Annotated in this window: 20 protein-coding genes and 1 pseudogene; 16 read left to right on the forward strand and 5 right to left on the reverse strand. The window is 57.5% G+C overall.

The window, feature by feature from the left end; translation table 11 throughout:
- Nucleotides 1–120: 120 nt before the first annotated feature.
- A complete protein-coding gene (yncE, locus tag ACWKX3_RS04695; RefSeq protein WP_454541358.1) occupies nucleotides 121–1,182 on the forward strand; it encodes a 7-bladed beta-propeller protein YncE in 1,062 nt (353 codons plus the stop codon).
- Nucleotides 1,183–1,580: 398 nt separating this feature from the next.
- On the opposite strand, the gene ansP is transcribed toward yncE, so the two are convergent.
- A complete protein-coding gene (gene ansP / locus ACWKX3_RS04700) occupies nucleotides 1,581–3,077 on the reverse strand; it encodes an L-asparagine permease (RefSeq protein ID WP_102890917.1) in 1,497 nt (498 codons plus the stop codon).
- Nucleotides 3,078–3,501: 424 nt separating this feature from the next.
- On the opposite strand from ansP, the gene ACWKX3_RS04705 reads away from it, so the two are divergent.
- Nucleotides 3,502–4,485 carry an aldo/keto reductase gene (locus ACWKX3_RS04705; protein WP_454541359.1) on the forward strand — a complete coding sequence of 328 codons (984 nt, stop codon included), beginning with the start codon at nucleotides 3,502–3,504 and terminating at the stop codon, nucleotides 4,483–4,485.
- Between the two features lies 1 nt (nucleotide 4,486).
- On the opposite strand, the gene ACWKX3_RS04710 is transcribed toward ACWKX3_RS04705, so the two are convergent.
- Nucleotides 4,487–5,377, reverse strand: coding sequence for a LysR family transcriptional regulator (locus ACWKX3_RS04710; protein ID WP_058608732.1), 891 nt, complete (start codon nucleotides 5,375–5,377; stop codon nucleotides 4,487–4,489).
- A 112-nt stretch (nucleotides 5,378–5,489) separates the two neighbouring features.
- On the opposite strand from ACWKX3_RS04710, the gene ACWKX3_RS04715 reads away from it, so the two are divergent.
- The 11 genes and pseudogenes from ACWKX3_RS04715 to ACWKX3_RS04765 all read left to right on the forward strand — a co-directional run bounded on the left by ACWKX3_RS04715 (nucleotide 5,490) and on the right by ACWKX3_RS04765 (nucleotide 14,781).
- Nucleotides 5,490–5,888, forward strand: a complete 399-nt coding sequence (locus ACWKX3_RS04715; RefSeq protein ID WP_058608733.1) for a (R)-mandelonitrile lyase — start codon at nucleotides 5,490–5,492, stop codon at nucleotides 5,886–5,888.
- Between the two features lie 147 nt (nucleotides 5,889–6,035).
- On the forward strand, nucleotides 6,036–7,037 hold the full coding sequence (locus tag ACWKX3_RS04720) for an LLM class flavin-dependent oxidoreductase (protein ID WP_058608734.1): 1,002 nt from the start codon (nucleotides 6,036–6,038) through the stop codon (nucleotides 7,035–7,037).
- Nucleotides 7,034–8,155 carry a M20 peptidase aminoacylase family protein gene (locus ACWKX3_RS04725; protein WP_236347585.1) on the forward strand — a complete coding sequence of 374 codons (1,122 nt, stop codon included), beginning with the start codon at nucleotides 7,034–7,036 and terminating at the stop codon, nucleotides 8,153–8,155. Before ACWKX3_RS04720 ends, ACWKX3_RS04725 begins: the two co-directional genes overlap by 4 nt.
- A 15-nt stretch (nucleotides 8,156–8,170) precedes the next feature.
- Nucleotides 8,171–10,432: pseudogene (locus ACWKX3_RS04730) on the forward strand (NtaA/DmoA family FMN-dependent monooxygenase).
- A gap of 9 nt (nucleotides 10,433–10,441) precedes the next feature.
- Nucleotides 10,442–10,951: a GNAT family N-acetyltransferase gene (locus ACWKX3_RS04735; protein WP_006175422.1), complete on the forward strand. Its 510-nt coding sequence runs from the start codon at nucleotides 10,442–10,444 to the stop codon at nucleotides 10,949–10,951.
- 9 nt (nucleotides 10,952–10,960) lie between these two features.
- Nucleotides 10,961–11,884, forward strand: coding sequence for an amino acid ABC transporter permease (locus tag ACWKX3_RS04740; RefSeq protein ID WP_400443908.1), 924 nt, complete (start codon nucleotides 10,961–10,963; stop codon nucleotides 11,882–11,884).
- The gene (locus ACWKX3_RS04745) at nucleotides 11,868–12,641 is read left to right on the forward strand and encodes an amino acid ABC transporter ATP-binding protein (protein ID WP_006175420.1); all 774 of its coding nucleotides are present in this window, start codon (nucleotides 11,868–11,870) and stop codon (nucleotides 12,639–12,641) included. The genes ACWKX3_RS04740 and ACWKX3_RS04745 overlap by 17 nt, the downstream gene beginning before the upstream one ends.
- 9 nt (nucleotides 12,642–12,650) lie before the next feature.
- Nucleotides 12,651–13,538, forward strand: a complete 888-nt coding sequence (locus ACWKX3_RS04750; protein WP_454541360.1) for a transporter substrate-binding domain-containing protein — start codon at nucleotides 12,651–12,653, stop codon at nucleotides 13,536–13,538.
- Between the two features lie 41 nt (nucleotides 13,539–13,579).
- Nucleotides 13,580–14,197, forward strand: a complete 618-nt coding sequence (locus tag ACWKX3_RS04755) for a glutathione S-transferase family protein (RefSeq protein WP_400443905.1) — start codon at nucleotides 13,580–13,582, stop codon at nucleotides 14,195–14,197.
- A 36-nt stretch (nucleotides 14,198–14,233) separates the two neighbouring features.
- Nucleotides 14,234–14,464 carry a tautomerase PptA gene (gene pptA, locus ACWKX3_RS04760; RefSeq protein ID WP_006175415.1) on the forward strand — a complete coding sequence of 77 codons (231 nt, stop codon included), beginning with the start codon at nucleotides 14,234–14,236 and terminating at the stop codon, nucleotides 14,462–14,464.
- Nucleotides 14,465–14,616: 152 nt separating this feature from the next.
- On the forward strand, nucleotides 14,617–14,781 hold the full coding sequence (locus ACWKX3_RS04765) for a YnfU family zinc-binding protein (RefSeq protein ID WP_216647794.1): 165 nt from the start codon (nucleotides 14,617–14,619) through the stop codon (nucleotides 14,779–14,781).
- Between the two features lie 128 nt (nucleotides 14,782–14,909).
- Here ACWKX3_RS04765 and ACWKX3_RS04770 read toward each other — a convergent pair whose 3' ends face one another.
- On the reverse strand, nucleotides 14,910–15,209 hold the full coding sequence (locus tag ACWKX3_RS04770; protein ID WP_006175413.1) for an ArsR/SmtB family transcription factor: 300 nt from the start codon (nucleotides 15,207–15,209) through the stop codon (nucleotides 14,910–14,912).
- A gap of 160 nt (nucleotides 15,210–15,369) precedes the next feature.
- On the opposite strand from ACWKX3_RS04770, the gene fusA reads away from it, so the two are divergent.
- Nucleotides 15,370–17,472 carry an elongation factor G gene (gene fusA / locus ACWKX3_RS04775; protein ID WP_454541361.1) on the forward strand — a complete coding sequence of 701 codons (2,103 nt, stop codon included), beginning with the start codon at nucleotides 15,370–15,372 and terminating at the stop codon, nucleotides 17,470–17,472.
- Between the two features lie 66 nt (nucleotides 17,473–17,538).
- On the opposite strand, the gene ACWKX3_RS04780 is transcribed toward fusA, so the two are convergent.
- Together ACWKX3_RS04780 and ACWKX3_RS04785 are read right to left on the reverse strand one after the other, a co-directional pair.
- A complete protein-coding gene (locus ACWKX3_RS04780) occupies nucleotides 17,539–17,964 on the reverse strand; it encodes a DUF3828 domain-containing protein (protein ID WP_454541362.1) in 426 nt (141 codons plus the stop codon).
- A 251-nt stretch (nucleotides 17,965–18,215) separates the two neighbouring features.
- Nucleotides 18,216–18,788: a flavin reductase family protein gene (locus tag ACWKX3_RS04785; protein ID WP_088209147.1), complete on the reverse strand. Its 573-nt coding sequence runs from the start codon at nucleotides 18,786–18,788 to the stop codon at nucleotides 18,216–18,218.
- 136 nt (nucleotides 18,789–18,924) lie between these two features.
- Here ACWKX3_RS04785 and ACWKX3_RS04790 point away from each other — a divergent pair, with 136 nt between their 5' ends.
- Both ACWKX3_RS04790 and ACWKX3_RS04795 read left to right on the forward strand, forming a co-directional pair.
- Complete coding sequence (locus ACWKX3_RS04790; RefSeq protein ID WP_088209146.1) at nucleotides 18,925–19,617, forward strand: ABC transporter ATP-binding protein; 693 nt, start codon at nucleotides 18,925–18,927, stop codon at nucleotides 19,615–19,617.
- Nucleotides 19,614–20,582 carry an ABC transporter substrate-binding protein gene (locus tag ACWKX3_RS04795; RefSeq protein ID WP_137848652.1) on the forward strand — a complete coding sequence of 323 codons (969 nt, stop codon included), beginning with the start codon at nucleotides 19,614–19,616 and terminating at the stop codon, nucleotides 20,580–20,582. The genes ACWKX3_RS04790 and ACWKX3_RS04795 overlap by 4 nt, the downstream gene beginning before the upstream one ends.
- Nucleotides 20,583–20,608 lie beyond the last annotated feature (26 nt).

Consider the following 20,608-nt stretch of genomic DNA (forward strand, 5'->3'; position numbering starts at 1 on the left):
GAAAAACTCCACATTTAACAAATTAATGATTACTATTCTCATTAAAAATGGGCAAAGCCACGACTTTGTCTCCCGGAAGCGATGTCAGCAGTACACACTCTCTTTTAAAAAGGAATTGTTATGTCTTTACGCCATCTGTGCTCACCGCGCCTGAAAAATTCTCTGCTGTTAAGCTCGTTACTCCTTGCCGGAGCGTTCCAGGCGCACGCCGCCGACGACGTGCTGCGTAAGGCTGTGGGTAAGGGTGCTTACGAAATGGCGGTGAGCCAGCAGGAGAATGCGCTGTGGGTTGCGACGTCGCAAAGCCGCAAGCTCGACAAGGGCGGCGTGGTCTATCGACTGGATCCGGTTACGCTGGAAGTGACGCAGGCCATTCATAACGATTTCAAACCGTTTGGCGCCACCTTCGACAAATCCACCCAGACCCTGTGGTTCGGCAACACCACCAGCAGCGCCGTGACGGCCATTGACGCGAAAACGGGCGACGTGAAAGGGCGTCTGGTGCTGGATGACCGCAAGCGTAGCGAAACGGTTAAACCGCTTCAGCCGCGCCAGCTGGTTGCCGATGACACCACCCATACCGTTTACATCACCGGTGTCGGCAAAGAGAGCGTGATCTGGGTAGTCGACGGCGCCACGCTGAAACTGAAAGAGACCATCGCCAATACGGGCACTTACGGTACTGGCCTGGCGCTGGATGCGCAGGCGAAACGTCTGTACACCACTAACGGCGACGGCGAGTTGCTGACGATTGATACCGCGACCAACAAAATCCTGAGCCGTAAGAAGTTGCAGGACGACGGCAAAGAACACTTCTATCTGAATCTGAGTCTTGATACCGCAGGCCAACGCGCGTTTGTGACTGATTCAAAGCAGCCTGAAGTGCTGGTGGTGAGCCTGAAAGACGGAAGCGTTGTCGAGAAAATCGCCGCGCCGGAATCGCTGGCGGTGCTGTTCAACCCGGCGCGCAATGAGGCGTACGTGACCCATCGCGAAGCGGGCAAGGTCAGCGTGATTGACGCGAAAACCTACAAAGTAACGAAAACCTATGATACGCCGGTCTACCCGAACAGCCTGGCGCTGTCTGCCGACGGTAAAACGCTGTATGTGACGGTGAAGCAGAAATCGACTCGCCAGCAGGAAGCAACCCAACCTGACGATGTCATTCGTATCGCGCTGTAATGTGGGTATTGCCCGGTGGCGCTGCGCTTACCGGGCCTACAAAACCGTGAACCGCAGGCCGGGTAAGGCGAAGCCGCCACCCGGCTTTTTTATTATCGTGACGTCTCTTCAACCAGCGGACGGTCATGCTGGTCAACATCATGATGAACCGGCACGGTGCTGTGAATTTCGTTAATGCGCTTACCGGGCCGACAAAACCGTGAACCGTAGGCCGGGTAAGGCGAAGCCGCCACCCGGCTTTTTTATTATCGTGACGTCTCTTCAACAAGCGGGCGATCATGCTGGTCCTCATCATGATGAACCGGCACGTTGCTGTGAATTTCGTTCACCCGCTTACCGGGCCTACAAAACCGTGAACCGTAGGCCGGGTAAGGCGAAGCCGCCACCCGGCTTTATTATTATCGTGACGTCTCTTCAACCAGCGGGCGATCATGCTGGTCCTCATCATGATGAACCGGCGCGGTGCTGTGAATTTCATTAACGCGCTTACGCACGCCAAACCAGCCGATAATCAGTACAACGGCTAACACCGGAATGGTCGCGATGGTGTATGTACCGTTCGGGTAGTCAAACGCCATCAGCACCAGCACACTGAACAGGAACAGCAGGGTCAGCCAGGATGTCACCGGCGCACCCGGCAGCTTAAAGCTCACCTCGGCGGCTTTCCCTTCTTTAATCGCTTTGCGCAGACGCATCTGGCAAACCACGATGAAGGCCCAGGAGGCGATGATGCCCAGCGCGGCCACGTTCAGGACAATCTCAAACACCTGAGACGGCACCAGATAGTTCAGGAACACGCCAAAGACATACACCACCAGCGTGGCGAGGATACCGGCGTACGGCACCTGCTGCTTGCTCATCTTCGACATGAATTTCGGCGCGGAGCCGCCCATGGACATCGAGCGCAGAATACGGCCAGTCGAGTAGAGGCCGGAGTTCAGGCTGGAGAGGGCGGCGGTCAGTACCACGATATTCATGATACTGCCCACGTACGGCACGCCAAGCTTAGAGAAGAAGGTCACAAACGGGCTTTGTCCCGCCTGATAGGCATTCCACGGCAGCAACAGTACCAGCAGCACCACGGAGCCAACGTAGAACAGACCAATACGCCAGATCACGCTGTTGATCGCTTTTGGCACCATGGTCTGCGGATCTTTACACTCGCCAGCGGCGGTGCCGACCAGCTCAATAGAAGCAAAGGCGAACACCACGCCCTGAACCAGCACCAGTGCGGGCAGCAGGCCGTGCGGGAAGAAGCCGCCGTTATCGGTGATGAGGTGGAAGCCCGTGGCGTTGCCATCCAGGGGTTTGCCCGTGCCGAGGAACACCGTACCAACCACCAGGAAGATAACGATCGCCAGTACTTTCACCAGCGCAAACCAGAACTCCATCTCGGCGAACCACTTCACGCCGATCATGTTCATGGTACCGACAATCGCCAGCGCGCCGAGGGCAAAGACCCACTGCGGTACGTCGCCAAACGCGCCCCAGTAGTGCATGTACAGCGCAACCGCGGTGATATCCACGATCCCGGTCATCGCCCAGTTAACGAAATACATCCAGCCCGCCACGTAGGCGGCTTTTTCACCGAGGAATTCGCGGGCGTAAGAGACGAAGCTGCCGCTGGAGGGGCGATGCAGTACCAGTTCGCCCAGCGCGCGGAGTATGAAGAAAGAGAAGATCCCGCACACCAGATAAACCAGTGCGAGAGCAGGGCCAGCCATCTGAAGACGTGCGCCAGCACCCAAAAACAGACCCGTACCGATAGCGCCGCCGATGGCAATCATTTGAACCTGACGGTTGCCCATCGCCTTGTGGTAGCCCTCTTCGTGAGAGTTCAACCAGCGACGTTTCGCAGCGTGATGTTCGGCCGCGCTTTTATTGCTTGTTTTCATTGAGTTACCTGTTTACCTGTCTGAACCATTAACGTGATAGTCCTGTCTGGCAGAGAGCGACACAAACGATTGCTTCTGCGCAGGCACATGCCGCCTTTCCAGTCATTCTGCGTATGGATAAGGCAAAACATGGCGTGGCATCCTACCTGCAATTTATAGGTGACGCAAAATATAACCGTGCCGAAAGTGATGCTCATCGAAGGAAATCGTGTGGTCCGAGCAGAGCGGATCATAACGCACTAAAAGTCGGCGAGTTTTTAGACAAACCAGCAGGCGCAGTGATGATTTATTCATCAGCACTGCTTACCGGTCGCCCGAAGTCATTAATGAGTAAAATTCATAAGCACTAGCAGTTTTGCGCTGTAGTGTTCATAAACAAACCCACCTAAAGTTATCCCGACAGAAATAAAACACGAGGTGAAGAATGCAACAGCGACAGTTAGGTAAAGACGGACTGACGGTTTCAGCGCTTGGGCTGGGATGCATGGGATTAAGCTACGGTTACGGCCCGGCAACGGACAAACAGCAGGCCATCGCGCTTATCCGCGAGGCGGTCGAGCGCGGGGTGACCTTTTTCGACACGGCGGAGATTTACGGGCCCTATATCAATGAAGAGGTGGTTGGCGAGGCGCTGGCACCGTTTCGCAACCGCGTAGTGATTGCCACTAAGTTCGGCTTTGATTGCGAACGACCGGGGCAGGCGCTGAACAGTCGTCCGGAACATATCCGCGCGGCGGTGGAAGGATCTCTGGCGCGGCTGAAAACCGATTACATCGACCTCTATTATCAGCATCGCGTCGATCCTGACGTACCAATGGAAGATGTCGCCGGAACCGTTGCCGATCTGATTGCCGAAGGCAAGGTGAAGCATTTTGGTCTTTCTGAAGCGGGCGTAGATTCCATTCGTCGCGCCCACGCGGTATGTCCGGTGACGGCATTACAGAGCGAATATTCCCTGTGGTGGCGGCAACCAGAGCAGCAGCTCCTGCCACTACTGGAGGAGCTTAACATCGGGTTTGTACCCTTCAGTCCGCTGGGTAAAGGCTTTCTGACCGGGGCAATCGACGCCAGTACGACCTTCGACAGCAGCGATTTTCGCAACGTCGTTCCGCGCTTTAGCGAGGCGTCGCGCCAGGCGAATCAGAAACTGGTTGAGGTGGTCAAGAGCCTGGCAGCGGAGCAGGGCGTAACGCCAGCCCAAATCGCCCTGGCGTGGCTGCTGGCAAAAGCCCCATGGATTGTGCCGATTCCTGGCACAACCAAGCTGCACCGGCTGGAGGAAAATCTGGCTGCGGTAAACGTGACCCTGTCACAAAGTGATCTTGCCAACATTCATCACGCGCTGGCAGACATTGACGTAGTCGGCGAGCGTTATCCGGCTCACCTCCAGTCCCGTGTTGGAAAATAAGCTACCGATAGCGCAGTGCGTCAACCAGCAGCGAGAACGCGGTGGTGTGCTGGCGGCGGCTCGGGTAGTAAAGGTGGTACCCGTCAAAGGGCGGGCACCACGCCTCCAGCACGCGGAGTAATCGCCCCTGGTCGAGCGCCTCGCGGACGGTATCTTCCGGAACGTAAGCGAGGCCCAGACCGCTTTCGGCGGCATCAATACGCTGCGGAAGATTGTTCAGGGTTAGCTGGCCGTCAACCCGCACGCGCAGCTCTCGGCCATCGCGCTCAAACTCCCATGCGTATAAACCGCCGCGCGTCGGCAGGCGCATATTGATGCAGCGATGATGCTGGAGCTGTTCCGGCGTATCGGGCGTGCCGTAACGCTCAAAATAGTCTGCTGAACCGACCACCGCCATGCGCATATCCGGCGCGATGCGCACGGCGATCATGTCTTTTGCCACCTGTTCGCCGAGGCGTACGCCCGCGTCGAAGCGCCCGTCAACGATGTCCGTCAGCCCGTTGTCTACCGTAACCTCGACGTGAATGTCAGGGTATTGCGTCATAAAGGGTTTAAGCACCGGCCACAGCACGGCAGACATCGCATGCTCCCCGGCGGTCAGGCGAATATTCCCGGCGGGTCGATCGCGGGTATCACGCAGTGCAGTGAGTTCTTGTTCAATCTCCAGCAGGTGCGGGCTGAGTCGCATCAACAGCCTTTCACCAGCTTCTGTCGGGGCGACGCTGCGCGTGGTGCGCGTCAGAAGCCGAACCTCGAGCCTCGCCTCCAGGTTACGCATCGCGTGGCTGAGCGCCGACTGGGAAACCCCGAGCTGCGCGGCCGCACGGGTAAAGCTGCGTTCCCGCGCAACCACCATGAACGAGAGCAGATCGTTAAAATTGTCTTTAAGCATACTGACGCCCTGATTTATGAATTCGTCTCACAGTTCCTTTCTGATTATGCACTCTAATGCTCGCCTGCGCTTTGCGCTACTGTTACCTCAACAGCAAAAAAAGGAGACAACGATGAAGATTATCCGCAGTGGTTCATTACCTTCCGCGAAGGGGCCGGAAGCCTGGTTTACCGGTACCGTACGCATTGACGCCCCATTCCAGGCAACCGAACCGGCAAAAGTGGGCGGCGCAACGGTGACGTTCGAGCCGGGTGCGCGCACCGCCTGGCACACGCATCCGCTCGGGCAGACGCTGATCGTCACCCAAGGGCGCGGCTGGCTGCAGGCGTGGGGAGAAGAGGCCGAGCCGCTAAACCAGGGCGATATCGCCTGGATCGAGCCAGGGGTAAAACACTGGCACGGTGCCTGCGCCGAAACGGCAATGACCCATATTGCGATTGCCGAATCGGTTAACGGCAGCCCGGTGGAATGGCTGGAAAAAGTCACCGACGAACAGTACCCCGGGGCCTGACCACCGACGGGAAAAACCGCCAAGGCCTTATTCTTAGCATGGTTTTGTATATCTGATTTCCGGCAAACCAAATGTAAATTAATTGTTTCTCAGCGATGAAATACGCCTTTAATAATGACGGCATGTTAAGTCAAACGAGAAGCGAACATGTCCTGGCGAATCAGCATTCTGGATAAAAGCCCCGTTGCGGAAAATGAAACGGCCGCCGATGCGCTGGCGCGAACCCTAAGCCTGGCGCAGCTAGCGGAAACGTTGGGTTATCACCGCTTCTGGATTGCCGAGCACCACAATACCCCTCAGCTTGCCAGCCCCTCACCGGAGCTGCTGATTGCCTGGATCCTCGGGCAAACACGGCGTATCCGCGTGGGATCGGGCGGCGTCATGCTTCAGCATTACAGCCCTTACAAGGTGGCAGAGAATTTTAACCTGCTGGCCGCATTAGCCCCCGGACGGGTCGATCTTGGCGTCGGAAAAGCGCCTGGTGGCCTGCCGCTCTCTACCCGTGCGCTACAGCATGGCCTGAACCCGCAGGAAAAAGGCAGCTTTGCCGATCAGCTCACGCAGCTTGATCGCTGGCTTCGCCCTGAGTATCAGTCTGCGGACGAGGCCGTGCGCGCCACGCCGCTGCCGCCGCTGCCCGCACAGGGCTTTTTGCTTGGAGCCAGCGTCGAAAGCGCGCTTCTTGCGGCGTCGCTCGACTGGCACTTTGTCTTTGCTGCTCATCTCAATGGCGATCCGGATCTGCTGCGCGAGGTGGTGGCGACCTGGCGCGAGCACAGCACCCTTGACGTTATCGTGGCCGTGCAGGCCATCGTTGCAACGACGCAGGCCGAGGCACAAGCCCTGGCGCAGAAGGTGGAAGTGTGGGGCGTTGAGCTGGCAAACGGCCAGCGCGTGACGGTAGCCAGCGAGGAGCAGGCCTACGCCTTTGCGCGTCAGGCCGGGAGCGAACCGCTGCGTATTGCCCGCCGGGCGCAGTCTCTGCTGGCCGGAACGGCTGATGCGGTGGTGGCGCAGCTTGAAGCCTTGCATCAACAGTGGGGCATTGATGAGTTCATCATCGATACCCCGATTGCAGAAGGTACACGCCGCACGCGATCCCTTCGTCTGCTGGCAGAGGCCAGACAGAATAAGGCGGTGACGGTATGAATCTTAGCGAACAGCTAATTTCCTGGCGTCGTGAGCTGCACCAGCACCCCGAGCTGTCCGGTCAGGAGGTTGAAACAACCGCGCGGCTGCGCCAGTGGCTGACTCAGGCTGGGATCGCGCCGCTGCCCTATGACCTTCAAACCGGACTGGTGACGGAAATTGGGTCGGGTAAAAAGCTAATTGCCCTACGGGCGGACATTGATGCTCTGCCCATTGAGGAGCGCAGCGGCGTGCCGTTTAGCTCGCAGCGGCCGGGGGTGATGCACGCCTGCGGTCATGACGTGCATACCAGCGTTATTCTTGGCGCAGCGCTAAAGCTGAAAGCCCGAGAAGCTTCGCTTGCCGGGCGAGTGCGGATCCTCTTCCAGCCAGCCGAAGAGAACTTTGGCGGTGCGAAAAGCATGATCCGTGCCGGTGCGTTACGCGACGTGAGCGCCATCTTCGGTATGCATAACGAGCCGTCGCTGCCGGTTGGTGAATTTGCCACCCGCGGCGGGCCGTTTTACGCCAACGTTGATCGCTTCGCCATCCGCATTACCGGCAAGGGCGCACACGCGGCGCGTCCTCACGAGGGCAACGATGCCATCGTGCTGGCAAGTCAGCTGGTGACGGCGCTGCAAAGCGTGGCCAGCCGGAACGTCAATACGCTGGATTCGGTGGTGCTCAGCGTCACGCGCATCACCGGGGGCAATACCTGGAACGTTCTGCCGGAGACGGTTGAGCTGGAGGGGACGCTGCGCACTCACCGCAGCGACGTGCAGCAAAAGGTAAAAGCGCGTGTCGGCGACATCGCCGCCGGGTTTGCCAGCGCCTTTAACGCCCAAATCTATATCACCTGGTATGCCGGACCCGCCGCGCTGGTTAACGACGAGCACTGGGCGGCGTTTGCCACCTCGGTCGCCAGAGAAGCGGGCTACGAAACCCATCATGCGGAGCTGCATATGGGCGGGGAAGATTTTGCGGTGTATCTGCAAAATATACCCGGCGCGTTTGTCAGCATCGGCAGCGCCAGCCCCTTTGGTTTACATCACCCGGCGTTTAACCCGGACGAAGCGTTAATTGAACCCGCTGCCGCCTATTTTGCGCAGCTGGCGGAAAAAGCGCTGCAACACGTTTAATTATAAGAGGTGAATATGTCTGCAACTCGTCAGCTGCGGCTGGGCACTATTTTGCACGGCGCATCAGGGAATATGTCTGCATGGCGACATCCGGCGGCCGTCGCCGATGCCAGCATTAATTTTGATTTTGTTAAAGAGACGGCGCTAAAAGCGGAAGAGGGCAAACTGGATTTTCTTTTTGTCGCCGACGGACTTTATATTAACGAGAAATCCATTCCGCACTTTTTAAATCGCTTTGAACCGCTGACGGTATTATCGGCGCTGGCAAGTCTTACTTCCCGACTGGGATTAGTGGGCACCTTGTCAACCTCCTACAGCGAGCCGTTTACCGTGGCGCGCCAGTTTGCCAGCCTCGATCATCTGAGCCATGGCCGCGCGGGCTGGAACGTAGTGACCTCTCCGCTGGAAGGCTCGGCCAAAAACTTCTCTCGTGAGAAACACCCGGAACACGCGTTGCGCTATCGCATCGCTGATGAATATCTCGACGTGGTAAAAGGGTTATGGGACTCCTGGGAAGGCGATGCCTTTATCCGAGATAAAGCGAGCGGACGCTTTTTTGACCCGGATAAACTGCATACTCTCGATCATCACGGTGATTTCTTTAAGGTTGCCGGACCGCTGAATATTGGCCGCACGCCGCAAGGACGCCCGATTATATTTCAGGCGGGCGCGTCGGATGACGGTAAAAAGCTGGCAGCGAAACACGCTGATGCCATATTTACCCACCACGAAACGCTAGACGACGCGCAAGCATTTTATCGCGACGTGAAGCAACAACTGGAAAATAACGGTCGTCGCGCGTCGGATTTACATATTTTCCAGGGCGTCAGCGTGATTGTCGGCAAAGATGCCGAAGACGTGGAAAATCAGTATCAAACCACGGCGGCGCTGGTGTCCATTACCGACGCGCTGAATTACCTTGGACGCTACTTTGAACACCACGATTTTAGCCAGTATCCCCTGGACGCGCCGTTCCCGGACGTGGGCGATTTAGGTAAAAACAGCTTTCGCAGCACCACCGATGAGATCAAGCGCAATGCCGCTGAGCGCCAGTTAACGTTGCGTCAGGTAGCGCTGGAAGCAGCATCCCCGCGCCCGCGCTTTTCCGGCACGCCGGAACAGGTGGCGGATGGCCTTCAGGCGTGGTTCGAGGGCCATGCAGCCGACGGTTTTATCATTCAGGGCGGCACGCCGGACACCTTCCCGCGCTTTGTTGACCATGTCGTGCCGGTATTACAGACTCGCGGCCTGTTTCGTACTGACTACCCCGGCACCACGCTGCGCGACAGTCTGGGTTTAGCCGAACCCACAAATCAGTTCACACAACAATAAGAGAACGCCGCTATGCAGAAAACATTGCTTATTCTGGCGCTTGCGCTGGCCATTACTCCTGCAGTCTGGGCTGAGAATGTCACTATCAATGGCACCGGCGTAAGCCTGGAAGCCAACAAAACGCCGATTAACACCGCTAAAAACAGCGCGGCGGTGGCGCAGCTGCCGAAAGACTATCACTTTGCCGTCCCTGGAAAATTTACCGTCGCCGTGGCAGGGCTGAACCAGCCGCCGCTGACGGTGTTTGCCGACGATAACAAAACGCTGCTTGGCAGCGAGGTGGATATTGCTCGTCTGGTGGCGGATAGCCTGGGGCTTGAGCTGAACGTGGTGCCGACCTCCTGGGAGGACTGGCCGCTCGGCGTGGCGTCCGGGAAATATGACGCGGCTATTAGCAATATTACCGTCACCAAAGCGCGTAAAGAGAAGTTTGATTTTGCCACCTACCGCAAGGATTCCCTGGGCTTCTACGTGAAATCGACCAGCCCGATAAAAACGCTTGAGAAGGCGGAAGATATCGCCGGTCTGCGCATCATCGTTGGCTCCGGCACCAATCAGGAAGCCATCCTGCTGGCGTGGAATGCTGAAAACCTGAAAAAAGGGCTTAAGCCGTTCACCCCGGTCTACACCAAAGACGATGCTGCGCAAACCCTGGCGCTGCAATCCGGGCGCGCGGACGCCTGGTTTGGCCCAAACGTTATTGGCGCGTGGAAAGCGGCATTGAGCGGCAAAACCCGGCTGGTCGGCAGCGTCGACGGCGGCTGGCCGAAGGCGGCGCACATCGCGGTAACGCTGAAAAAAGGCAGCGGCCTGGTTGAGCCGGTGCAGACTGCGCTAAACGGCGTGATTAAAAACGGTGATTATGACAAAGTCCTCAACCGTTGGGGGGAAGGCGTTGAGCGTATCCCGAATTCTGAAGTTAACCCGGCAGGTCTGGGCGATTAAGGGGGGATTATGCGCGAGCAATTTCGTGATGTATCGCCGGAAGACGCCGAACTTCAGCCCATCATCGAGGGGTTATTCGGCGAATACGCTGCCCGATATGGGGACTACTTTTCTAAAGACGCTGAGGTGGAATTGACCGAATGGTATCTCGCACCGCAGGGGCTGTTTATCGTGTTGGAACGCGACGGGAAAATTATCGCTACCGGGGCCTACAAACCCTTTGATGAACGCACCGCGGAGATCAAGCGCATCTGGACCGACAAAACGCTGCGCCAGCAGGGGCTGGCGGGCCGGGTGGTGCAGGAGCTGGAGCGGCGGGCGGCACTGGCGGGCTACAGTCAGATTTACCTCACCACCGGTTTTCGCCAGCCGGAAGCGGTACGGCTGTATCTTAGCCAGGGATATCAGCCGCAGTTCGATCTTCACCGCGATCCGGAAGAGTACAGCCAGCCGCCGTTCGATGGCCGGCTGCGTTTCACCAAAACGCTGATCCGCGAAGCGCTCAGCAAATCCGCATGAGGAACGACGATGAACAACGTTGAAACCATTAAAGTGGTCCCGGCGCGCTATCCGCTGCGCACCGTTGGCGCGGTGGCCGCGCTGTTTATCCTGGCCGTGGTGATCCAGTCCGTGGCCTTTAACCCGCGCTGGGAGTGGGCGGTCTTCGCCCGCTGGTTCTTCGATCCGGTTATTCTGGAGGGCGTCGGCCAGACGCTGCTGTTGACGCTCATTGGCACCGTGCTGAGCGTATTCCTCGGCGGGATGTTGGCGCTGGCGAGACTCTCTTCCAGCTGGCTGTTGAGCAGCCTGGCGTGGGCCTACATCTGGCTGTTTCGTTCGCTTCCGCTGATCGTGGTGCTGATTATTCTCTATAACTTCTCCTATCTGTACGACACCCTTTCGCTGGGCGTGCCGTTTACCGATATTCTCTGGGGGCGCTTTGAGACCATCAACGTGCTGGGGCAGTTTTCTACCGCCGTGGTGGGGCTGACGCTGGTGCAGAGCGCCTATACCGCCGAGATCGTTCGCGGAGGCTTCCTCGGGGTCGATCACGGTCAGTATGAAGCCGCCGCCGCGCTCGGCCTCCCGGCCTGGCGGCGCACCGTGCGCATTATCCTGCCGCAGGCGCTGCGCACCATACTGCCGTCCGGCTTTAACGAGATCATCAGTCTCGCCAAAGGCACAGCAATGGTATACGTCCTGGCAATGCCGGAGTTGTTCTACACCATTCAGATGATCTACAACCGCACGCAGGAGGTCATTCCGCTGCTGATGGTCGGGGCCGTCTGGTATCTGGTGATAACCACCGTCCTGTCAGCGATCCAGCATGTCGTGGAACGCGGGCTTGCCCGCAGCGAACGCCGCTCCGCCGTAAATCATCACCGCGCATCCCGCCGTACCCGTTCCGTCAATACCCCAGCACAGGAGCCCGTCCATGCAAGCCTCTCCTGAAGGACATATTTCCATCACCGGCGTCAGCAAATTCTTTGGCCGCCATAAGGCACTGGATAACGTCTCGCTTGAGATCCCGCCTGGTTCCGTCACGGTGATCCTGGGGCCGTCCGGTTCGGGCAAATCGACGCTGCTGCGCACCATTAACCACCTGGAGCGCGTCGATGAAGGCTTTATTCAGATAGACGGGGAGTACGTTGGCTATCGTCGTCAGGGCGACAAACTCTACGAGCTGAAGGAGAACGCGATCCTGAAACAGCGCGTCAACGTGGGGTATGTGTTCCAGAACTTTAATCTTTTCCCGCACCTCACGGTGCTGGAAAACCTGATTGAAGCGCCCATCGCGCACAAAAAACTCAGCCGCAAAGAGGCTATCGACAGCGCATACAGCCTGCTGGACGTGGTGGGGCTGCGCGACAAGGCCGATGCCTGGTCACGCCATCTCTCCGGCGGGCAACAGCAGCGGATCGCCATCGCGCGCGCGCTGGCGTTGCGCCCTCGGGTGATGCTGTTTGATGAACCAACGTCCGCGCTCGATCCGGAGCTGGTGGGTGAGGTGCTGGACGTGATCAAAAAGCTCGCCCGCTCCGGCACGACGCTGGTGGTGGTGACGCACGAGATCGGGTTTGCCCGTGAAGTGGCGGATCAGGTGGTGTTTATGGTCGACGGTAAAATTGTGGAGCAAGGCAGCAGCGACGAGGTGTTAAACCATCCGTCGCACCCGCGCACCCGCCAGTTCCTGTCAAAAGTGTTGTAAGGAGAGCGAATGAAATATGGACTTCTGCTGGGGCTGATTTTCACCACGGTGGCCGATGCCAGCATTGACTTGAATGCCAACCAGCAACCGCTGCCGGTGGCGGTTGACCCGCAGGCGGTGGCGAAGATCCCGGCAACGTATTCTTTTGTTGAACCCGGCACGCTTACCGTCGCCATTTCGGCACTTAACTCGCCACCGCTGGCGCTGCTTGCCAGCGATAACCGCACGCGCATCGGCAGCGACCCGGACATCGCCCGGCTGCTGGCGGGAAGCCTGGGGTTGAAACTCAAACTGGTGCCGACGGCATGGGAGGACTGGCCGCTCGGGATTGTCTCCGGGCGCTATGACGTGGCGCTGGTGAACATTGCGGTGACCGAGCAGCGCAAAGAGAAGTTTGATTTTGCGACCTACCGCGTCGATTCCCTGGCCTTTTCGGTGAAATCCACCAGCAGCATTCAGTCTATCAAAGGCGCAAGGGATTTGTCGGGCAAGAAAGTGATCGTTGGCTCCGGCACCAATCAGGAACGCATTCTGCTCGGCTGGAACGACGAGAACAGGCGAGCCGGACGCGCACCAGCCCTGCCGCTTTATCTGACGGATGACGCCTCGGCCAATCTCTATATTCAGTCCGGCAGGGCGGACGTTTTCTTCGGGCCGCAGTCCGTCTCGGCCTATAAAGCGGCGCTAACGGGTAAAACCCGCGTTGTGGGTCTGGGGCCCAAAAAAGCCTACGTCGCCACCACCACCAAAAAAGGCAACGGGCTGGTATATGCCCTGCAGGCCGCGCTGGATGGGGCAATTACGCGAGGGGAATATCAGAAGGTGCTGGCACGCTGGGGTGAGGAGGGCGAAGCGGTGGACCATTCACAGGTCAATCCGCCAGGGATAACCTACTGAGCATGCTCTACACTTAGGGTTTTGAACCCTGAGGGGGCAACATGATCACGCTTTATGGTGTACCCGGCTGGGGGTCGGCGATCGGTGAAATCATGCTGACGCTGGCCGACATTCCCTACCAGTTGATCAACGTGGACGGATTCGATCGGCCCGGCCCGCAGCGCGACCTGCTGCAAAAGCGTAACCCGCTGTGCCAGGTCCCGACGCTGGAGCTGGAAAATGGTACGATCCTGACCGAAACGGCGGCGATAGCGCTGATGGTGCTCGACAAATGCCCCGATCTTGCGCCACCCGTCGGGCACGCCGATCGCCCGCAGTTTCAGCGACTGCTGATCTGGCTGGTCGCCAATGTCTATCCCACTTTTACCTTTGCCGATTATCCTGAACGCTGGGCACCGGACGCTCCTGAACAGCTGAAGGACAATTGTATCGCGTACCGCAAAACGCTGTACGCGTGGCTGGATAATCACCTGAAAGCCACGCCCTATGCCTTTGGCGAGCAGATGACCCTAATTGACGCCTATATTGTGGTAATGCGCACCTGGGGGCCGCGTCATGACTGGTTTGCAGCCAATACGCCAAAGATTACGGCCATTGCCGACGCGATGTGTCAGCGTCCTGAACTGCACAAGGTGTTAAAGGCTAACGAAATTATCTGATAACGTGGAATCTCACTCACAACAGGAAGTCAGCCCATGCCACACGTTGATATTAAATGTTTTCCCCGCGAGCTAAATGACGAGCAAAAAACCGCGCTGGCAGCGGATATTGCCGACGTGATTATTCGCCATCTGAACAGCAAAGACGGCTCCATATCGGTTGCGCTTAATCAGGTGCAGCAGGATGACTGGAAGGCGCAGGTCTGGGATACCGAGATTGGCCCGAAGATGGATGAACTGATTAAGAAACCGGGCTACTCGATGTAATTATTCTGCCGGGCAGTGGCGGGATCCCGCCCGGCAATATTCATTAACCCTCTCGTCCGGTTTGTCCGAAACGGCAAGTCACTGGAAAATAAAAGCAAGCAACGGGTGGCGTAAACGTGTATGGTGGCAGTCCCTTAAATCAGGAGATGCCTATGTCTGGACGTAAAAACACGCTAGCTCGTCGTAATTATTTAGTTAAATGCCCATGCCCAAATTGTTCAAAAGATTCTGAACACAGCTTTAGTCGAGTTCAAAAAGGTGCCCAACTTGTTTGCCCGCACTGCAGCACGTTATTTAAATCAACGCAGCGACTCTAAACGCCCGCACCTGCCAGATGATCAGCAACGACAGTAAAGCCTGACTCATTTGGCAACGTAATTTCCCCACACGGTAGTTCTGCAAAACGTCTGTTTTGGCTTTCGACATTGCTGATAAAATAATAACGTCAGTTTTTCTTCAGCAATATCGCCATCAGCCCTGGAAAACGGGCGTCAAGATCCTCTCGTCGCAGTGAAATCATATTTTCTCGTCCCTGTGCCCGCTGCCAGATAACGCCGCTATCGCGTAATACGCGCCAGTGGTGGGTCATGGTGGATTTCACCACATCCGCCGGACGCAGCGCGTTACAGCTCAGTTCGCTGCCGTCGGCGAGGCGGCGAACGATCGCCAGACGTAGCGGATTGCCAAGGGCGAAGAGCACATTTTCCAGCTGTATTTGTTCAGGTTCCGGGTGGTTTGGGATCATCGTTTTCCTGCATCTGATGTCAGATTGAGCTATATGAACAATAGGTGAACCGTTAAAAAATAGTTCGATAATACTCGTACAATAGGACTATTATAACAAACGACGTTACCCACGACCATCCTGGTCGTCTCATAAATGTCTTAATGACTAAGGATTTATCATGCCCCGACCCATCCCTCTCGAACGTTATCGCAACATCGGTATCTCCGCGCATATCGATGCCGGCAAAACGACCACTACCGAGCGCATCCTGTTTTACACCGGGATGAGCCACAAGCTGGGCGAAGTACACGATGGCGCGGCAACAACCGACTGGATGGCGCAGGAGCAGGAGCGCGGGATAACTATTACCTCCGCAGCCGTGAGCTGCTTCTGGCCGGGTATGGACCGTGGGTTTGAACCGCACCGGATCAACATCATCGACACCCCCGGGCACGTTGACTTCACCATTGAGGTTGAGCGTTCCATGCGCGTGCTCGACGGCGCGGTGATGGTGTATGACTCGGTGGGCGGCGTGCAGCCGCAGTCGGAAACCGTCTGGCGTCAGGCCAACAAATATCACGTTCCGCGCCTGGCGTTCGTCAATAAGATGGATCGCCCGGGAGCCGATTTCTTCCGCGTGGTGCGAATGATGCAGGAGCGCCTGAAGGCCAACCCGGTGCCGATCGTTATTCCGGTGGGTGCCGAGGAGCATTTCAGCGGCGTGGTCGATCTCATCAAGATGCGTACCATCGTGTGGGACGATGCCACCCAGGGGATGGCGTTTAGCTACGCGCCCGTTCCTGACGATCTGCTCAGCACCGCGCAGACGTGGCGGGATAACATGGTCTCTGCGGCGGCGGAAGCGAACGACGCGCTGATGGATAAGTACCTCGAAACGGGCGATCTGGACGAAGCTGACATTATCCAGGGGCTGCGTATCCGGACGATTGCCGGTGAAATCCAGCCGATGCTGTGCGGCAGCGCCTTTAAAAATAAAGGGGTGCAGCGCATGCTGGACGCGGTGATCGAACTGATGCCGTCTCCGCTGGACGTGCCCGCCATCGATGGTATTGATGAAAAAGGGCAGCACGCCGAGCGTCATCCGAGCGATGAAGAACCGTTCTCAGCGCTGGCATTCAAGCTGATGAGTGACCCGTACGTGGGCCAGCTGACCTTTATACGCGTTTACTCCGGCGTGCTGAGAAAAGGCGACGCGGTGTATAACCCGGTTAAAGGTAAAAAAGAGCGCATCGGGCGTATTGTGCTGATGCATGCCAACGACCGTCATGAAGTGGACGAACTGCGTACCGGGGATATTGCCGCCTGCGTGGGGCTGAAAGATGTCACCACGGGTGACACTCTGACCGATCCCGATGCGGTGATCACCCTTGAGCGGATGGAGTTCCCGGACCCGGTGATTTCGCTGGCGATCGAGCCGAAGACCAAGGCCGATCAGGAAAAAATGGGGCTGGCGCTGCAGCGCCTGGCTGCGGAAGATCCCTCGTTCCGCCTGCACACGGACGAAGAGTCCGGGCAGACGATTATTTCCGGCATGGGCGAGCTGCATCTGGAGATCATTGTCGACCGCATGAAGCGCGAGTTTGGCGTAGAAGCCAACATCGGGCGTCCGCAGGTCACCTACCGTGAGACTCTGCGTAAAGCGGTGAAGGATATTGAAGGTAAGTTTGTCCGGCAGTCCGGCGGGAAAGGGCAGTACGGCCACGTTGTGCTGAGCCTTGAGCCGTCTGAACCCGGAAGTGGTTTCACCTTTGAAGATGCCACCAAGGGCGGCGTGGTGCCGCGTGAGTATATCCCTTCGGTTGAGAAAGGGCTGCGTGAAGCCATGAACAGCGGCGTGCTGGCCGGTTATCCGGTTGTCGATGTGAAGGCGACCCTGACGTTTGGTTCGTATCATGACGTGGACTCCTCGGAGATGGCGTTCCGCATGGCGGCGATCCTCGGGTTCAAAGAGGGCGCTCGCAGGGCGGACCCGGCTATTCTTGAGCCGGTGATGCATGTCGAGGTGGAAACGCCGGAAGAGTACGCCGGAAACATCATGGGCGATCTCTCGTCTCGTCGCGGTATGGTGCAGGGAATGGCCGAGCAGTACGGCAGCCAGATCATTCGTGCTGATGTGCCGCTGGCAGAGATGTTCGGCTACGCCACCACGCTGCGTTCGATGTCCCAGGGACGCGCGACCTATACGATGGAATTCGACCATTTCGCCGAAGCGCCGCGAAATGTAGCGGATGAAATCATTGCACGGCGTGCGAAGAGTTAGATCATTGCATGGTAGCCTTGAGGCTACCATGCGTTTTTATTGCCAGGATGGGTTCGACGCATCGTATTACTTGATCAGGGTTGCCGATCGGACTTTCCATTTCCCATTTTCCTGAACGAGACAATCTGCGACAACGTGATCCTGTTTCTTGCCAAATGCGACATACACGTTTGTGCACACAGCATCAAAATCAGAATACAGGACCTTTATCTGATCCCAGTCCTCATCCCAGTCCTGCGATTTAAGGAACATATCCGCATCGGGCATGTCTTTTTCGTTACTGTCTCCTGAATACAATTCTTTAATGGCTGCAATAGTCCCGGACGCAACGTAATCATGCAGACTATCTGGATCAAGGACGGGTGAGTTATTCAGGTTCATCTGCGCGATGTACCACTGATTAAATTTGAGCGCCGTCACGTCGGGTTCGTAGAGAGTCTCTGCGAAAGACAACGGGGACAACAGGAAAAGAAAAAGTAAGCCTGTTTTCATTAGTCATGCCTGAAGAGTTCGTAATGGGGCTGGATGGTTCGGTCACTTTGTCCTGTAATGAGCGTGCTCTTAGATTGGACATGTGATTTCGCATATGAGATTGCGCCATCTTTATTCCATGACATCGATATTTCCTTATTGAGAAGCTGTTATAACAACAGCCCCGGAAATATCCTCTGTTTTAAACTCTGTCGGTAAACATAAAATGCCATAGAAAATCATTATATTTCAGGCTGATATATTCCACGCGCTCACTCCGGTGCCTTCACCATTTTACCGCTCGCCACGAAGGTTCCGGCCCCCAGATGATGCAGGGTATTCAGCTTATCCCCGTCAAATTGCCAGCGCCCGGCGACAAAGGCGCGTGCATCCGCTGCAGCGGATACCACCTCGCCGAACAGCGTGTCATATTTCTCGGCTGCGGCGGTGGCGGGCAATAACCGGCACTCCATCCACGCCAGGCATTTTTCTTCTATTACCGGCAGGCCCAGCACCGGGCCGTTGATGACCGGAATGCCGTAGCAGTTGAACTTGTCTTCGTCGCGTCCGCTGACGCTGCCCACGGCCCAGGTCCAGTTGGCGGCCGCCACGCCCGGAATGACGATGCCGAATGTCCCGCTGCGCTCAATCAGCTCCCGTGACCAGGCGCTTTTGTCGACAACAATCGCGATGCGGGGCGGATCAAATTCGACAGGCATCGACCAGGCGGCGGCCATAACGTTGCGGCGGTCAATGGTTTCATCGCGGCTGGTAATCAGTACGGTAGGACCGTGGTTCAGCAGGCGGCTGGCGTGTGTTAACTCGACGGGGCGAAACGGGCTCATGGGATTTCCTCTGCGCAGGCTTTCCGGCATTAAACGACTGAAAGGCGGTCGAAATCAAGCCGCAACGCTACCGTCATGCGTTCGTCATACTCGCACCCTACAGTGGCGGGCAGTAAATCCCAAAGAGGATCACACTATGCTCACCTCCATCACGCTCAACCGCGTCTCGTACGCGTTTGGCGCGCACACCGTTTTGAATCAAATCGATCTGCATATCGAGGCCGGCAGCGTCGTTGCGCTACTGGGGCCATCAGGCTGCGGAAAAAGCACGTTACTCCGGCTGCTGGCGGGATTAACCCAGCCTGCCGGCGGTGACATCCATTTTGGCGATCGTCAGGTTGCGAAAGCGGGCTGGTCGCTGCCGCCCGAGGCGCGGGATATCGGCATGGTCTTCCAGGACTATGCCCTGTGGCCGCACATGTCGGTGGCGCAGAACGTCGCGTTCCCGTTAAAAATGCGCCATGTCCCGCGTCAGGAACGTGAGGATCGCGTCGCGCAGGCGCTCTCCCGCGTCGGGTTAGCGGCCTTTGCTGACCGCAAACCTGCCGGGCTATCGGGCGGGCAGCAGCAGCGCGTGGCGCTGGCCCGGGCGATAGTCGCTGAACCTCGCGTCCTGCTCTTTGACGAGCCGCTCTCTAACCTCGACAGCGAACTGCGTGGATCGTTGTGTCAGGAGATGGCCACGCTGCTGCGCCAGCTCGGGACCACCGCCGTGTATGTCACTCACGACCGCCGGGAGGCTGAAATTCTCGCCGATCGCATCGTGCATCTATCTGCTGGCAGCGTGGCTGCCGATCGTTTGATTTCAACCTCAGGGGAGTTTGCATGAAAGCCACCATGTCTGTGAAAAAAGGAGTCCTGCTCGCAATGGCGCTATCTACTGTCACGTTTTCCAGCGCCCATGCGCTGACGGTCTACACCGCGGGGCCGGGTTCCCTCGCGAAAAATCTGGCTAACGGGTTTGAACAGAAAACCGGGGTGAAAGTCGATATCTTCCAGGCGACCACCGGAAAAGTCATGGCGCGCCTGGAGGCAGAGCAGGCCAACCCGCAGGCGGATATCCTGATCTCCGCCTCCTGGGACACGGCGGAAGACCTCCACGACCGCGGCTGGCTGCTGCCTTATCAAAGCGTCAATGCGCAACACGTTCCGGCGGATCTGAAATCGGCGGATTACGTGGCGCAGGGCGTCTCGGCGTTAGGGATTGTCTGGAATACTAAAAGCGGTACGCCGGAGCCGAAGGAGTGGCGGGATCTCACCACCGACGCCTTCAGGGACAAGGTCACCACCCCGGACCCGGCGCTCTCCGGCGCGTCGCTGGATTTGCTGATCGGGCTACAAAACGGCATGGGCGACAATGCCTGGGCGCTGTTCGATGCGCTGAAAAAGAACGGCATGGTAGTCAGCGGCCCGAACGCGCAGGCGGTAACGCCCGTGATGCAGGGGGCAAAAGCGGCGGTGTTTGGTGCGGTGGATTATGTCTCCTATGGCAACATCAGCCAGGGGGAGTCGCTTAAGGTGATCTTCCCGGCCAGCGGCACAGTGATTGCGCCGCGTCCGATGATGATCCTTAAATCGACCCGGCACGCCGACGAGGCTAAGGCTTTTGTCGATTACGTCCTCTCCCCGGAAGGCCAGGCGATGGTCGCCGATGCGTGGCTGATGCCCGCGCGCGAAGACGTCAAGGCGAAACGTCCGCTATTGAACGAGCTGACGGTGCTGCCCACGAAAAGCGAGTCCTCGGGCTCGCGCAGCGACATCCTCAAGCGCTTTACGACGCTGTTCTCTCTGTAATGCAAGTGACGGGGGCAACCCCGTCT

Source organism: Enterobacter sp. UPMP2052, assembly GCF_053709675.1.

Excerpts from the sequence above, each read along its gene's own strand:
- fusA (WP_454541361.1), top strand. The coding sequence starts at position 15,370 with ATGCCCCGACCCATCCCTCTCGAACGTTATCGCAACATCGGTATCTCC.
- ACWKX3_RS04795 (WP_137848652.1), top strand. The coding sequence starts at position 19,614 with ATGAAAGCCACCATGTCTGTGAAAAAAGGAGTCCTGCTCGCAATGGCG.
- ACWKX3_RS04770 (WP_006175413.1), bottom strand. The coding sequence starts at position 15,209 with ATGATCCCAAACCACCCGGAACCTGAACAAATACAGCTGGAAAATGTG.
- ACWKX3_RS04740 (WP_400443908.1), top strand. The coding sequence starts at position 10,961 with ATGAACAACGTTGAAACCATTAAAGTGGTCCCGGCGCGCTATCCGCTG.
- ACWKX3_RS04780 (WP_454541362.1), bottom strand. The coding sequence starts at position 17,964 with ATGAAAACAGGCTTACTTTTTCTTTTCCTGTTGTCCCCGTTGTCTTTC.
- ansP (WP_102890917.1), bottom strand. The coding sequence starts at position 3,077 with ATGAAAACAAGCAATAAAAGCGCGGCCGAACATCACGCTGCGAAACGT.
- ACWKX3_RS04765 (WP_216647794.1), top strand. The coding sequence starts at position 14,617 with ATGTCTGGACGTAAAAACACGCTAGCTCGTCGTAATTATTTAGTTAAA.
- ACWKX3_RS04710 (WP_058608732.1), bottom strand. The coding sequence starts at position 5,377 with ATGCTTAAAGACAATTTTAACGATCTGCTCTCGTTCATGGTGGTTGCG.
- ACWKX3_RS04790 (WP_088209146.1), top strand. The coding sequence starts at position 18,925 with ATGCTCACCTCCATCACGCTCAACCGCGTCTCGTACGCGTTTGGCGCG.
- ACWKX3_RS04705 (WP_454541359.1), top strand. The coding sequence starts at position 3,502 with ATGCAACAGCGACAGTTAGGTAAAGACGGACTGACGGTTTCAGCGCTT.
- pptA (WP_006175415.1), top strand. The coding sequence starts at position 14,234 with ATGCCACACGTTGATATTAAATGTTTTCCCCGCGAGCTAAATGACGAG.
- ACWKX3_RS04750 (WP_454541360.1), top strand. The coding sequence starts at position 12,651 with ATGAAATATGGACTTCTGCTGGGGCTGATTTTCACCACGGTGGCCGAT.
- ACWKX3_RS04725 (WP_236347585.1), top strand. The coding sequence starts at position 7,034 with ATGAATCTTAGCGAACAGCTAATTTCCTGGCGTCGTGAGCTGCACCAG.
- ACWKX3_RS04785 (WP_088209147.1), bottom strand. The coding sequence starts at position 18,788 with ATGAGCCCGTTTCGCCCCGTCGAGTTAACACACGCCAGCCGCCTGCTG.
- ACWKX3_RS04755 (WP_400443905.1), top strand. The coding sequence starts at position 13,580 with ATGATCACGCTTTATGGTGTACCCGGCTGGGGGTCGGCGATCGGTGAA.
- ACWKX3_RS04715 (WP_058608733.1), top strand. The coding sequence starts at position 5,490 with ATGAAGATTATCCGCAGTGGTTCATTACCTTCCGCGAAGGGGCCGGAA.
- yncE (WP_454541358.1), top strand. The coding sequence starts at position 121 with ATGTCTTTACGCCATCTGTGCTCACCGCGCCTGAAAAATTCTCTGCTG.
- ACWKX3_RS04745 (WP_006175420.1), top strand. The coding sequence starts at position 11,868 with ATGCAAGCCTCTCCTGAAGGACATATTTCCATCACCGGCGTCAGCAAA.
- ACWKX3_RS04720 (WP_058608734.1), top strand. The coding sequence starts at position 6,036 with ATGTCCTGGCGAATCAGCATTCTGGATAAAAGCCCCGTTGCGGAAAAT.
- ACWKX3_RS04735 (WP_006175422.1), top strand. The coding sequence starts at position 10,442 with ATGCGCGAGCAATTTCGTGATGTATCGCCGGAAGACGCCGAACTTCAG.